Source organism: Streptomyces sp. YIM 121038, assembly GCF_006088715.1.
GTDB lineage: Bacteria > Actinomycetota > Actinomycetes > Streptomycetales > Streptomycetaceae > Streptomyces.
In genome coordinates, this window is the sequence record NZ_CP030771.1 from 3735114 (window position 1) to 3748805 (window position 13692).

At 72.3% G+C, this 13692-nt stretch carries 12 protein-coding genes and 1 tRNA gene; 9 read left to right on the top strand and 4 right to left on the bottom strand.

All coding sequences use genetic code 11. From position 1 onward, the window contains the following. Positions 1-355: 355 nt before the first annotated feature. The 3 genes from C9F11_RS15525 (at position 356) to C9F11_RS15535 (ending at position 2496) form a co-directional block, all read left to right on the top strand. Entirely contained in the window at positions 356-1696 is a 1341-nt protein-coding gene (locus tag C9F11_RS15525) for a helix-turn-helix domain-containing protein (RefSeq protein ID WP_138959860.1), read from the top strand. A 10-nt stretch (positions 1697-1706) separates the two neighbouring features. Further along, positions 1707-2309 (top strand): oligoribonuclease, encoded by a 603-nt coding sequence (orn, locus tag C9F11_RS15530; protein WP_138959861.1) that lies wholly within the window; start codon positions 1707-1709, stop codon positions 2307-2309. 114 nt (positions 2310-2423) lie between these two features. Beyond that, positions 2424-2496, top strand: a tRNA-His gene (locus C9F11_RS15535). A 281-nt stretch (positions 2497-2777) separates the two neighbouring features. Here C9F11_RS15535 and C9F11_RS15545 read toward each other — a convergent pair. Continuing rightward, positions 2778-3914, bottom strand: coding sequence for a helix-turn-helix transcriptional regulator (locus C9F11_RS15545; protein WP_138959862.1), 1137 nt, complete (start codon positions 3912-3914; stop codon positions 2778-2780). Positions 3915-4271: 357 nt separating this feature from the next. Here C9F11_RS15545 and C9F11_RS15550 point away from each other — a divergent pair, with 357 nt between their 5' ends. After that, a complete protein-coding gene (locus C9F11_RS15550; protein WP_249401750.1) occupies positions 4272-4589 on the top strand; it encodes a hypothetical protein in 318 nt (105 codons plus the stop codon). Continuing rightward, a complete protein-coding gene (locus tag C9F11_RS15555; RefSeq protein ID WP_138959863.1) occupies positions 4586-4783 on the top strand; it encodes a hypothetical protein in 198 nt (65 codons plus the stop codon). The genes C9F11_RS15550 and C9F11_RS15555 overlap by 4 nt, the downstream gene beginning before the upstream one ends. Positions 4784-5223: 440 nt before the next feature. On the opposite strand, the gene C9F11_RS15560 is transcribed toward C9F11_RS15555, so the two are convergent. Further along, positions 5224-6279 carry a LacI family DNA-binding transcriptional regulator gene (locus tag C9F11_RS15560; protein ID WP_138959864.1) on the bottom strand — a complete coding sequence of 352 codons (1056 nt, stop codon included), beginning with the start codon at positions 6277-6279 and terminating at the stop codon, positions 5224-5226. A 262-nt stretch (positions 6280-6541) separates the two neighbouring features. Between C9F11_RS15560 and C9F11_RS15565 the strand changes: the two genes are divergently transcribed. Genes C9F11_RS15565 through C9F11_RS15580 form a run of 4 tightly spaced genes read left to right on the top strand, consistent with a single transcriptional unit; the run spans position 6542 to position 11348 of the window. Next, complete coding sequence (locus C9F11_RS15565) at positions 6542-7918, top strand: extracellular solute-binding protein (RefSeq protein ID WP_138959865.1); 1377 nt, start codon at positions 6542-6544, stop codon at positions 7916-7918. A gap of 7 nt (positions 7919-7925) precedes the next feature. Next, positions 7926-8915: a sugar ABC transporter permease gene (locus tag C9F11_RS15570; protein WP_249401751.1), complete on the top strand. Its 990-nt coding sequence runs from the start codon at positions 7926-7928 to the stop codon at positions 8913-8915. A gap of 9 nt (positions 8916-8924) precedes the next feature. Beyond that, positions 8925-9845 carry a carbohydrate ABC transporter permease gene (locus C9F11_RS15575; RefSeq protein WP_138959866.1) on the top strand — a complete coding sequence of 307 codons (921 nt, stop codon included), beginning with the start codon at positions 8925-8927 and terminating at the stop codon, positions 9843-9845. Between the two features lie 57 nt (positions 9846-9902). Further along, positions 9903-11348, top strand: a complete 1446-nt coding sequence (locus C9F11_RS15580) for a GH1 family beta-glucosidase (protein WP_138959867.1) — start codon at positions 9903-9905, stop codon at positions 11346-11348. 180 nt (positions 11349-11528) lie between these two features. Here the strand turns inward: C9F11_RS15580 and C9F11_RS15585 are convergent, their stop codons facing one another. Together C9F11_RS15585 and C9F11_RS15590 are read right to left on the bottom strand one after the other, a co-directional pair. Further along, positions 11529-12926: a HAMP domain-containing sensor histidine kinase gene (locus C9F11_RS15585; protein ID WP_138959868.1), complete on the bottom strand. Its 1398-nt coding sequence runs from the start codon at positions 12924-12926 to the stop codon at positions 11529-11531. A 34-nt stretch (positions 12927-12960) separates the two neighbouring features. Then, positions 12961-13647 carry a response regulator transcription factor gene (locus tag C9F11_RS15590; RefSeq protein WP_171075743.1) on the bottom strand — a complete coding sequence of 229 codons (687 nt, stop codon included), beginning with the start codon at positions 13645-13647 and terminating at the stop codon, positions 12961-12963. Positions 13648-13692 lie beyond the last annotated feature (45 nt).

The following is a 13692-nucleotide window of genomic DNA, read 5'->3' on the forward strand; positions in this document are numbered from 1 at the left end:
CGGCTGGTCCGCATTCCCTGGCCGAACGGGGGGTCAACCCACGTCCCACCAGGGGTGAAAGGAGCGTAGAAGGCATCCGCACCCTACGTTGACCGGCCACTGAGACGAGGCGCACTTCCCTGCACGGCCCGTGAGTGCGACGCTTCGTGATCGAATGCTTCACGCCAAGTTGCCATGTCGACAATGCGCCGAGTGCTGAACTGGTCACGGCAGCGTCACACGACGCAGTAGATTCGATCTTGACTGTAGTACGGCGGGGGACTGGTGGAGGACCGAGGGGAAACGTGCAGGAGCGACAGGTCCAGCAAGCACGTCAAGAACAGGGAGCCGCGACGACCGAGGGGGGCTTAGCGCCATGAGCCACGACTCCACTGCCGTGCAGGAAGCTGCGGCGCGCAAACTCTCCGGGCGGCGCCGTCGGGAAATCGTCGCGGTGCTGCTCTTCAGCGGTGGTCCCATCTTCGAGAGTTCCATACCACTCTCCGTGTTCGGCATTGACCGGCAGGACGCGGGAGTGCCCCGGTACCGGCTGCTCGTATGCGCCGGTGAGGAGGGGCCGCTGCGCACCACCGGCGGGCTGGAACTCACCGCGCCGCATGGCCTGGAGGCCATCGCGCGCGCCGGCACCGTCGTCGTCCCGGCCTGGCGGTCGATCACGTCGCCGCCACCGCTGGAGGCACTCGACGCGCTGCGCCGGGCACACGAAGAAGGGGCCCGCATCGTCGGTCTGTGCACCGGCGCGTTCGTCCTCGCGGCGGCCGGTTTACTGGACGGCCGCCCGGCGACGACGCACTGGATGTACGCGCCGACGCTCGCCAAACGATATCCGTCCGTCCACGTCGACCCGCGCGAGCTGTTCGTCGACGACGGGGACGTCCTGACGTCGGCCGGAACCGCGGCCGGAATCGATCTCTGTCTGCACATCGTGCGCACGGATCACGGCAACGAAGCGGCGGGCGCGCTCGCCCGCAGGCTCGTCGTGCCGCCGCGCCGCGCGGGCGGCCAGGAGCGCTACCTGGACAGGTCGCTCCCGGAGGAGATCGGCGCCGACCCGCTGGCCGAGGTCGTCGCCTGGGCGCTCGAACACCTCCACGAGCAGTTCGACGTGGAGACGCTCGCCGCCCGCGCCTATATGAGCCGCCGCACCTTCGACCGGCGCTTCCGCTCACTGACGGGAAGCGCTCCCCTGCAGTGGCTGATCACCCAGCGGGTGCTCCAGGCACAGCGGCTCCTGGAGACCTCGGACTACTCCGTGGACGAGGTCGCCGGGCGCTGCGGCTTCCGCTCGCCCGTCGCGCTGCGCGGCCACTTCCGGCGCCAGCTCGGCTCCTCGCCCGCCGCCTACCGCGCCGCGTACCGGGCGCGCAGGCCGCAGAACGAGCGCGGTCTGGACGGTGCCGCCGGGGCGACCGGCGGCCCGATGGCCATGCCCAGCGCGCCCACCGTGGTCTCCGCGGCGGACGGGATGGGCGGACCGGGTGGTCCGGGCGGGCCCGGCGGTCCGGGCGGGCACAGCTCCGTGCCGGGCCCGAATCCGGGCATGCCCCCGGGTCCGGTACCGGCCCAGACCCGGCGTACGGCGGCGGCGGGCGCCTTCGGGGCCTCGGCATCCCTGGCCATGGACGCGGGCAAGCAGACCGCCGATGCGTACGCACAGGGACGCACGCCGCTCCCCGGCCAGAGGAGCGCGCCGTAGGGTTGGGCGCATGAACGATCGCATGGTGTGGATCGACTGCGAGATGACCGGGCTCTCGCTGACGGATGACGCACTTATCGAGGTGGCCGCCCTGGTCACCGACTCGGAACTGAACGTGCTCGGCGAAGGTGTGGACATCGTGATCCGCCCGCCGGACGGAGCCCTGGAGACCATGCCCGAGGTGGTGCGGCAGATGCACACCACCTCGGGACTCCTCGACGAGCTGTCCGGCGGCACCACGCTGGCCGCCGCCGAGGAGCAGGTCCTCGACTACATCCGTGAGCACGTGAAGGAACCCCGCAAGGCCCCGCTGTGCGGCAACTCGGTCGGCACCGACCGCGGCTTCCTGCTGCGGGACATGCCGACCCTGGAGAACTTCCTGCACTACCGGATCGTCGACGTCTCCTCGGTCAAGGAGCTCGCCCGGCGCTGGTACCCGCGGGCGTACTTCAACAGCCCGGACAAGAACGGCAACCACCGGGCGCTCGCCGACATCCGCGAATCCATCGCCGAGCTGCGCTACTACCGCGAGGCGATCTTCGTCCCGCAGCCGGGCCCCGACTCGGACACGGCGAAGTCGATCGCGGCGAAGCACGTCCTGCCCGCGAGCTAGGCGGCCCGGAAGGGCCTGGTGGACGGGGTCGGAAGAAGGGGTGCGCGAGCACCCCTTCGGACCCTGTACACTTTTTCTCGGCCGGTCAGAAGAAAGACAAAAGACCGGCTCATGGTGGGTGTAGCTCAGTTGGTAGAGCACCTGGTTGTGGTCCAGGTGGCCGCGGGTTCAAGTCCCGTCACTCACCCTGATGATCAAGGGCCCGACCTGCGAAAGCAGGCCGGGCCCTTGTCGTTCCCCGAGGGCGCCCCACGGCGGGGGCCTGGCTGTCTTCGTACCGGGCCAGCTCGGCCTCAAGCAGGGGCACGGCCCGCAGGGGGCGGCACAGCTCCGTCCAGCAGCGGCCGGTCATGATCTCCAGTTCGGTGCGGTCGACCCATGCTGCCCAGTCGGGCTGGGGCTGCCCGTCCGCTGCCGCCGGCGCTTCGTTCCGGTCACAGCCGGGGCGAGCCGACCGTCGGACTCGGCCTAGCTCTCCGCAACCTCACGCGCCGTGTCCACCAGCCAGGCCGGGCCGTCCCTGTCGATGGCACGCAGCGTGGATCGCAGGCGCCCTTGAATTCGGGATGACGCCACAGTCCGCAACAGCGGTTTCAGGCGGAGCAACGGCGCTTCGGCCTCCCTCCACGCGCCGAGCCGCACGAGCGCGTCCAACTCGGCGACGGCGAAGTACAGAGCGCCCCGGCCCATCGGGTTGACCGATTTCTGTAGCCCGACGGTCTGCTCGAAACGCGACACCGCTCGTGCGGGCTCTCCGAGCAGCAACGCCACCTCGCCATCGTGCCCAGTGACTTCCAACTCATCCACCCACCACGACCAGTGTGGATCCCGAGAGTGGAGCGAGTCTTCCAGTCGGCTACGAGCCCTCCCGATCGCCTGGAGGGCCCGAGGGCGGTCACCGGCGGCGGCGAGCGCCCGGCTCCGCCGCACTTCAGCCAGGAGCGCTACCCGCGGCGGCACCGGCCGGTCTGTGATCTCCTCACAGAGAGACAAGGCCTCGCCAACGCGCCCGCTCTGAGCTGCTTCCATGGCCAGCAAGCTCATCGCGAACCACTGCATGGTCTGGTCCCCGGCAGAGCGGGCGAGGTGCAGAGACTCCAGCCAGGCAGCGCGTGCTTCCTCCGGCCGGGCCGCGTCGAACAGCAGCCACCCGGCGATTTCGGCAACCTCGGAAACCACGGCAAGGCGGGCCTTGTCGCCTCCGATGATCTGTGCGCGCTCGGCGCGCCACACCTGTACGGCTGCATCGGCCACGTGGTCGCCACCGTGCGCGGTGTCGTGAGCAAGCAGCCACCCGGCCCGCTGCTGCACAACAGCGTGCGGGTGATCGTCCTGTGGCAGTTCCGCCACCTCACCCCGAGCCTGCGCGGCAGCCCGCTCCAACTCCTCCAGCGGCACGGCGAGGGCGGTGGCCAGCGACGGCAGCCAGGCGTCCGGCACACGCTTCCCCCGCTCCCACCGGGAGACATCGCTGCGGGTCACCGTGGTTGTGCTGCTGACCACGCATAGTCGCGCCGCGAGCTGGGGCTGCGTCAACCGTGCCCGCTTGCGCAGTGCGGCCAGGTGCGCGCCGAACGCACGTCGCGCTGCCATCTGCTCGTCCATGCAGGGGCCTCCTCGCCATCACGCTACCCGCGCAACAGGCCCCTGGCTGGCCCCTTGTTGGCTCCTCCATCCGGACCGGCGAAGGGACTTCGATGGACGGAGGACCCCGGCGACCGGCCCCGGGGCGTGGCCGACCACCAAGGAGTCGAGATGGGCGAGAGTGCGGCCCCCGTGCCAGCGCCGGGAAGCAGCGCCCGAGCACAGGTGCCCTCGCAGGCGGAGAACCGGTTGATCGCTGACTGGCTGGCCCAAGCCCATCCCCTGCCAGGCCGGGCCCGGCGGGAGTGGTCGGACGCCTACGTTGCGATGATCCCGCTCGGGCCGCGCTTCGATGCCGTGCGCGTACCCGCTCGGCGAGTGCACACCGCGGTTGCCAGTGAGGAGCCCGCCACGGTGGCCGCGGCCCTGCGGGACTGGCTGGGCGGCCCGGTGATCCGGGACCTGCGCAGCCCTGCGGGCGCGTACTACTTCCTGGTGACGCCAGGCGCGCAGTGGGACGGCCCGGAGGAACGCCTGAGCACGGGCACCTTCCTCGGGGTCCCGCGCGTGGGGCACATCGCCTACCTCATGACCTGGGTCGTGCCGCCGGAGCACCCCGGCAACCTGTGCGACACCGCCGTCCTGCGCACGCTGCTCGCCACCGCCGATCCGCTGCGGACGGTGGGCCGACCATGACCGACCACGAGGACCGCCCAGAGCCGAGGGGCCCGTACGAGGCCTACCGCGAGCACCTGGACACCTGCCCCCGTCGGCACGTCGGCATCCTCGCCGACTGCTCCGAAGGCGTACGTCTGCACGCCGCCTGGATCGAAGGCGGCCGCGCGGCCACCGCGCCCGCGGGCCCGGCCGCAGGAGGCCGGGATGCCTGACCCCAAGCCGGTGGTACTGCTCGCCGCCCTCCCCCGGCCCGACACACTCGACACGGCGCAGCTGTCCGGCAGCGCCTGCGTCTGGTGCGCGTACGCGTTCCATCCCGGCGAGGGGATCGACCTCGGCAGCCCCGGCCCCTTCCGGCCGCACGGCTGCCTGGACTGCTGCGAGGCCAGGACGAACTCCCTGACGACCTACCTCGCCTGGTACGACCACACCGTCACCTGCCCACGATGCCCCTACGGCCCCTGCGTGGAAGGCCGGACCCTCGGCATGGACCACCTGGCCGTACGGGAACAGGCAGGCCACCCGGCGATACGCTGCGCCGCCTGCCAGGCCCCCATCACCCCCGGCCGGCCCCTGCGCCCGCACTACTGGCGAGAAGAACCCTGGCCCATGTTCGGCTACCTCCACGCACGCGACTGCCCCGGTCCCCGCCTCAGGACGACGCGCGGGGGATCAGCTCCGTCGGCAGGACGATCCGGGGGCGGGCGAGGCGGCGGGGCACCGGGGGGCGGGGGTCGGCGATCTCGGTGAGCAGGACGTCCGTCATCGTGCGGCCCATCTCCACGATGGGCTGGCGCACACTCGTCAGCGGCGGATCCATGTGGCGGGCGATCGCCGAGTCGTCGAAGCCGACCAGAGCCACGTCGTCCGGTATGCGGCGGCCCGCCCGGCGCAGGACCTGACGCGCGCCCGCCGCCATCACGTCCGACGCCGCGAAGACCGCGTCCAGGTCCGGCCTGCGCGCCAGCAGGTCCGCCATCGCCCGCCGGCCGCCCTCCTCGGTGAAGTCGGCGAGCGCCGTCAGGGCCTCGTCCGGCTCGTGCCCGGCCTCCGCCAGGGCGTCGCGGTAGCCGTCGAGACGCCGCTGGGCCCCGTACACATCGAGGCGGCCCGTGATCGTGGCTATCCGGCGGCGGCCCCGGGCCACCAAATGGGTGACGGCGGCGCGGGCCCCCGCGAAATTGTCGGAGTCCACCGAGGCCAGCGGCTCGTCGGCGCGGCGGCGGCCGCTGATCACCGCCGGTATCCCCAGCTGCTGCAGCAGGTCCGGCAGCGGATCGTCCGCGTGCACCGACACCAGGAGCACGCCGTCCACCCGGTGCGCCGACAGATACTGCGCGAGGCGGCGGCGCTCCCGGTCGCCACCCGCGAAGGTCAGCAGGAGCTGCAGATCGGTGTCCGCGAGCGCGGCCCCCACGCCGTGGATGATGTCCGAGAAGTACGGCTCGGCGAAGAACCGGGACTCGGGCTCGGGGACGACCACGGCGATCGAGTCCGTACGGTTCGCGGCGAGCGCCCGGGCCGCCGTGTTCGGCACGTACCCCAGCTCGGCGACGGCCTCCTCCACGGCGGCGCGGGTGTGCGCGCTCACCCGGGGCGAGCCGTTGATCACCCGGGACACCGTCCCCCGGCCGACACCCGCCCGCGCGGCCACCTCTTCCAGCGTGGGCCGCCCCCCGCTGCGCCCCTTGGGCTGACGACTCCCCATCAGTGCCTCCCCACGACGCGAAATCTAACAGCCGGGCCCCGGCCACCAGCGACGGCGCCGACGGCCCGCAACTCCCGCCGTCCGGTGCCTTGACACCCCCGCAGCGAGCCGTAACCCTTCAAGGCATCAAATATGGGAGCGCTCCCACCCTACTCGGCTCTTTCACGATCCGCACGCTCCGGCCGAGCCGCCCCTCTCCAACTCAGGACTCCCCCAGGGCAGTTGGCCGACAGGTGGTGCGGCGGAGCACTAGGAGGACACCATGCGCCACAGCAGAAGCCGCAGGACGCATGACCGGACTCGCTACAGGACTCGAACGCCCCGTACGGCCGTGGTGCTCGCGGCCGTCGCCGCGCTCGCCGGCGGAGCGCTCACCGGCTGCGCGGAGGACTCCGACGACCCGGGCACCGGCGGCTCCTCCGGCGGCGGGGGCGGAGGCGGCAAGGGGAAGACGACCCTGACCATCGGCGTGTTCGGCGCCTTCGGCCTCCAGGAGGCCGGTCTGTACGCGGAGTACGAGCGGCTCCACCCGGACATCGACATCAAGCAGAACTCCGTCCAGCGCAACGAGAACTACTGGCCCGCGCTGCTCACCCATCTGAGCAGCGGCAGCGGCCTGTCCGACATCCAGGCCGTGGAGGTCGGCAACGTCGCCGAGCTGACCGGCGGCCACGCGGACAAGCTGGTGGACCTCGGCAAGACCCCCGGCGTCGACAAGAGCGCCTACCTCGGCTGGAAGTGGAAGCAGGGCACGGCCGAGGGCGGCAGGACCATCGCGCTCGGCACCGACATCGGCCCCACCGGCATCTGCTACCGCAAGGACCTGTTTAAGAAGGCCGGCCTGCCCACGGACCGCGAGGCCGTGGGCAGGCTGTGGGCCGGTGACTGGGACAAGTACCTCCGGGCGGGCGAGCGCTTCAAGGCGAAGGCGCCCGAGGGCACCGCCTTCGTGGACGGCGCGACGGGCGTGATGGCCGCCGTGCACGCCTCCGGCACGCAGAAGTTCTACGACGCCGACGGCAAGCTCGTCTACAAGGACAGCCCGGCGGTCAAGGAGGGCTGGGACCTCGCGGCGCGGTTCGCCGAGGCCGGGCTCACCGCGAAGCTCCAGCAGTTCCAGCCCAGTTGGGACCAGGCCTTCGCCAACGGCTCCTTCGCCACGGTGACCTGTCCGCCCTGGATGCTCGGCTACATCAAGGACAAGGCGGGCGCCGACGCGAAGGACCAGTGGGACGTCGCCGCCGCGCCGAAGCCCGGCAACTGGGGCGGCTCCTTCCTCACCGTGCCCGAGGCGGGCGAGCACAAGGAGGAGGCGGCGAAGCTCGCGGCCTGGCTGACCGCGCCGAAGCAGCAGGCCAAGCTGTTCGACGAGCGGGCCAGCTTCCCGAGCGCCAGCGCGGCCTACGACCTGCCCGCGGTGAAGGACGCCAAGAACCCCTACTTCGGCGGCGCGCCCGTGGGCCGGATCTTCTCCAGGGCCGCCGAGGGCGTGCCCGTCCAGCCCATCGGCCCCAAGGACGGGATCATCTCCCAGTACCTGGCGGACACCGGGATGCTCGGCGTCGACCAGAAGGGCACCTCGCCCGACAAGGCCTGGGGCAGGGCCGTGAAGACCATCGACAACGCGCTGGACCAGTGACGCGGTGATGGACCTTCCGAGTGACTCCCGGACGGCCGTGGCCCCCGCCCCGGCGGTGGCCACGGCCCGGGACGAGCGCCGCCGGGCGCGGCGCAGCCGCCGCTACCGCTGGGACGTGCGGTTCAGCCCCTACGCCCTCATCGCGCCGTTCTTCCTCTTCTTCGTCGCCTTCGGGCTCTTTCCGCTCCTCTATACGGGGTGGGCCTCGCTGCACCGGGTGGAGCTGGGCGCGCCCACCGACATGGAGTGGGTGGGCCTGCGCAACTTCTCGCGGCTGCTCGACGACGACTTCTTCTGGAACGCGCTGCGCAACACCTTCACCATCGGCCTGATCTCCACCGTGCCGCAGCTGCTGATGGCGCTCGGGCTCGCCCATCTCCTCAACTACCGGCTGCGCGGATCCATGTTCTTCCGGGTCGCGATCCTCACTCCCTACGCCACGTCCGTGGCCGCGGCGACGCTCGTGTTCGTGCTCATGTTCAGCAGGACGGACCACGGGCTGATCAACTGGGGGCTCGGGCTCGTCGGGATCGACGCCGTGGACTGGCAGAACGGCGACTGGACGGCACAGCTCGCGGTGTCCGCCATCGTGATCTGGCGGTGGACCGGCTACAACGCGCTGATCTACCTCGCCGCGATGCAGGCCATTCCGCACGATCTGTACGAGTCGGCGGCGCTCGACGGGGCGAGCCGCTGGCAGCAGTTCCTGCACGTGACGGTGCCGTCGCTGCGGCCCACGATCCTGTTCACCTGCGTGGTGTCGACGATCGGGGCGACGCAGCTGTTCGGTGAGCCGCTCCTTTTCAGTCAGGGGGCGAGCCCCACGGGTGGCTCGGACCACCAGTTCCAGACGCTCGGTCTGTATCTGTACGAGCAGGGCTGGTTCAACCAGCACCTCGGGCGGGCCTCGGCGATCGCCTGGACCATGTTCCTCATTCTCGTGCTGATCGGCCTGCTCAACTGGGCGGTCGGCCGGTGGATCCGCAAGAGCGCGTGAGGGGATGACATGACCGAAGTGACGCAGACGCGCCGCGCGCCGCGCACCGGCGGGCCCGGGCCCGGTCCGACGCGGCGCGGGCGCGGCCCGGGGAAGCGCGGCGCCGGACGGCAGCTGCACGGCGGGAAGCTGACGTACGCCGTCCTGGTGCTCTTCACCATCGGGTCGCTCTTCCCGCTGGTGTGGACGGCGATCGCCGCGTCCCGGACCAATACGCGGCTCGCCCAGACACCGCCGCCGTTCTGGTTCGGCGGGAATCTCTTCAAGAACCTCGAGATCGCCTGGACCGACGCCAACATGGGCACCGCCCTGCTGAACACGCTGGTGGTGGCGGGCACGATCACCATCGGCACGGTGCTCTTCTCCACCCTCGCGGGCTTCGCCTTCGCCAAGCTGCGGTTCCGCTTCCGCGGTCTGCTGCTGCTTCTGGTGATCGGCACGATGCTGGTGCCGCCGCAGCTCAGTGTCGTACCGCTGTTCATGATGATCGCCGAGTTCGGGTGGACCGACCAGCTGCAGTCGGTGATCCTGCCGACGCTGGTCAGCGCCTTCGGGGTGTTCTTCATGCGGCAGTACCTCATCGAGGCGCTGCCCACCGAGCTGATCGAGGCGGCGCGGGTGGACGGGGCGAGCAGCCTGCGCCTGATCTGGCACGTGGTCTTCCCCGCGGCGCGGCCCGCGATGGCCGTCCTGTCCATGCTGACCTTCGTCATGGCGTGGAACGACTTCTTCTGGCCGATCATCGCGCTCACCCAGGGCGGCGAGCCCACCGTGCAGGTCGCCCTCGCCGGGCTCGGCCGGGGGCAGATCCCCGACCAGTCCGTGATCATGGCGGGCGCGCTGCTCGGCACGCTGCCGCTGCTCCTCGCCTTCGTCCTGTTCGGCAAGCAGATCGTGGGCGGGATCATGCAGGGCGCCGTCAAGGGGTGAGCCCGCGCCCCGCCCTCCCGCCACTCCTCCATCCGTACGAATCCTGGGAGCGCTTCCATGCCCGATGCGAACCTGCGGTTTCCCCCCGGCTTCCTGTGGGGTGCCGCGACCGCCGCGTACCAGATCGAAGGGGCCGCGCGGGAGGACGGCAGGACCCCGTCGATCTGGGACGCCTTCAGCCATACGCCGGGCAAGGTGCTCGGCGGGGACACCGGGGACGTCGCCTGCGACCACTACCACCGGTGGCGCGAGGACGTGCGGCTCCTGGCGGACCTCGGGCTCAAGGCCTATCGCTTCTCGGTGTCCTGGCCCCGGGTGCAGCCCACCGGGCGCGGGCCCGCCGCGCGGCGCGGCCTCGACTTCTACCGCGCGCTGGTCGACGAGCTGCTCGCGCACGGCATCACGCCGATGGTCACGCTCTACCACTGGGACCTGCCCCAGGAGCTCGAATCGGGGCTGCCCGGCGGGGGCCCGGCGGGCGGCGGCTGGCCGGAGCGGGACACCGCCGAGCGCTTCGCGGAGTACGCCGGGATCGTCGCCGGGGCGCTCGGTGACCGCGTGGAGCTGTGGACGACCCTCAACGAGCCCTGGTGCAGCGCCTTCCTGGGCTACGGCTCGGGGGTGCACGCCCCCGGGCGCACCGACCCCGCGGCCGCCCTGCGCGCGGCCCACCACCTCAACCTCGCGCACGGTCTCGGTGCCCGGGCGCTGCGCGCGGCCCTGCCCGCGCGGGCCCGGATCGGGGTGAGCCTCAATCCGAGCGCGGTGCGCCCGCTCACCTCCTCGCCCGCCGATCTGGACGCGCGGCGCCGGATCGACGCGCTCGCCAACCGGGTCTTCACCGGGCCGATGCTGCGCGGCGCGTACGACGACGATCTGCTCGCGGACACCGCGCGGGTCACGGACTGGGCCTTCGTGCGCGACGGCGACCTGGACGTCACGCGGCAGCCGCTGGACTTCCTCGGCATCAACTACTACTCCCCCGCCGTCGTGTCGGCCGCCTCGCCCTCCGGTGCCCCGCGCCACGACGGGCACGGGGGCGGCGACCACTCCCCCTGGCCGGGCGCGGACTCCCTGGTCTCCTTCCACCGCGCGCCCGGCGAACTCACCGCCATGGACTGGCCGGTGGATCCCACGGGACTGAAGGACCTCCTCCTCGAATACACCGCTCAGGCCCCCGGGGTTCCGCTCTATGTGACGGAGAACGGCGCCGCCTACGACGACAAGCCCGAGGGCGGCGCCGTCCACGACCCCGACCGGGTGCGCTACCTGCACGGACACCTGTCCGCCGTACACGCGGCGATCCGGGAGGGCGCCGACGTCCGGGGCTACTTCCTGTGGTCGCTCATGGACAACTTCGAGTGGGCGTACGGCTACAGCAAGCGCTTCGGCGCGGTGTACGTCGACTACGAGACGCAGCGGCGCACGCCCAAGTCGAGCGCCCGCTGGTACGCGAAGGTCGCGGCGAGCGGTGAGCTGCCGCGGGCCGTGGCCGAGGGGTGAACGGATGCGTGCCCCGGCCGGAGGGGGGTGGCCGGGGCACGCGTTCCCGTGGGGGGATCCGTGCAGCACGTTAGCCCTGCTCCGGGGCGCCGAAGCAGCCCTTATGCCGGACTTAAGGAAGGCATCGGGGGTGGTTAAGCCCGCGGCAACCAGCGGCAACCAGCGGCAACCAGCGGAGGCCTAACGTGCCGGGGCACGGCGTCGACGCCGCCTCTCCCCCGGCCGGACGGCCGCCCGCTGGAGCCAGAGCCGCACCTCCGTGCCGCCGAGGACCGAGCGGCCGATCCGTACGTCGCCGCCGGTCGACTCGGCCAGGCGGCGCGCGATGTCGAGGCCGAGCCCCGTCGACCCGATCGCGCCGTCCGGGCCCTGGGTGCCGCTCGGCCCGCCCGTGCCGCCGGAGCCGCCGCGGGCGAGGGCGGCCTGGGGGTCGGTGATGCCGTCGCCCGCGTCGGAGACGAGCACGATCACCGCGTCCTCGCCGCTGTGCACGTCCACGGCGAACGCCGCGCCCTCCCGGGTGTGCCGGAAGACGTTGCCGAGCAGCGCGTCGAGCGCGGCGACCAGATCGGCCCGCGCCACCGGTATCCACACGGGCCGCTCCACGCCCGCGACGCGCGCCTCGCGCCCCTCGTCCTCGGCGAGCGCCGACCAGAACTCCATGCGCTCGCGGATCACTTCGGCGGCGTCGCAGCCCGCGCCGGTGCCGCCGGCGGCCGTGCGCGGCTTGGCCTCGCGGGCGGTGCGGATGATCGTGTCGACCTCGCGCTCCAGCTTCTCCACGGCGACGCGGGTCTGTTCGGCGGCGGGCCCGTCGCCGAGGGAGGCCGCGTTGAGCCGCAGCACGGTCAGCGGGGTGCGCAGGCGGTGCGACAGGTCGGCGGCCAGCTCCCGCTCGTTGGCGAGGAGGTGGACGACCTGGTCGGCCATCGAGTTGAACGCCACGGCGGCCAGGCGCAGTTCGGTGGGCCCGTCCTCCGGCACCCGCGCGGTGAGCCTGCCCTCGCCCAGGTCGCGGGCGGCGCCGACCAGGCGTCTCGCGGGCCGGACCATGCGGACGCCGAGCCGGTCCGCGACGGCCACCGAGCCGATGACGAGACCGACCCCGACGCCCGCGAGCACCAGCCAGGCCGTGGTCACGCCCTTGCTGACCTCGCTCTCCGGCACGTGGATCTCGACCACGGCGATCCCTCCGGAGCCGATGGCGAAGGGCTGGAGCAGCGCGTAGCCACCGGGCACGGCGACGGTCCTGGCCCGGCCCTGTGCGCGCGTCGCGGCGACGTCGTGGGGGTGGGCGCGGCGGTCGCCGATGGCCAGCGCGGGGTGCGTGCCGACGGCCGGGACGTGGACGGCCATGCGCCCCTCGCCGCCCGCCTCGGAGGTGGCGACGGCCCGGGTGAGCTCGGCGCGGTCGGTGGTGATGGACAGCGTGGGGCCCATGCCGGCGGCGTGCCGTTCGGCGGCGGAGAAGGCGCGGTCGCGGGCCATCTCCTGGATGACGAGGCCCAGCGGGACGGCGAAGGCGGCCGCGACCATCGTCGTGACGGCCAGGCACACCTTCACCAGGGCCCACCTCATGGCGCGGGCTCCCCGGGGGCGCCGCCCGCCGCCGTCACAGCGGCGGCTCCAGTTTCACCCCGACGCCCCGCAGGGTGTGCAGATAGCGGGGGCGCGCGGCGGTCTCGCCCAGCTTCCGGCGCAGCCAGGAGAGGTGGACGTCGATGGTCTGGTCGTCGCCGTAGCTCTGCTGCCAGACCTCGGCGAGGAGTTCCCTGCGCGCCACGACGACGCCGGGCCGCCCGGCGAGAAACGTGAGCAGGTCGAACTCGCGCCGGGTCAGGTCGAGCGGCGCGCCGTCCAGCTGTGCCCGGCGGCGCAGCGGGTCGATGGCGAGGCCGCCGACGCGCAGCACCCGGCTCGCCGGTGACGCCCCCGAGCCGCGGGCGCGGCGCAGCACGGCGGTCATGCGCGCGGACAGGTGCTCGACGGAGAAGGGCTTGGTCAGATAGTCGTCGGCGCCGTCGTTGAGGAGCCGGACGATCTCCGCCTCGTCGTCGCGCGCGGTCGCCACGATCACGGGTACGTCGGTGACGCCGCGCAGCATCTTGAGCGCCTCGGCGCCGTCGAGGTCGGGCAGGCCGAGGTCGAGGATCACCACGTCGAACCGGAAGTGGGCGACCTCCCGCAGGGCCTCCAGGGCGGTGCCGACGCTCCGTACGGTGTGGGAGGCGTCGGACAGATACCGGATGAGGGCCGAGCGGACGAACTGGTCGTCCTCGACGACGAGCACACGAGCCATGGGCGGCACCGTACGCCATGCGGACGGTGCCGGTGCCCCGTGGGA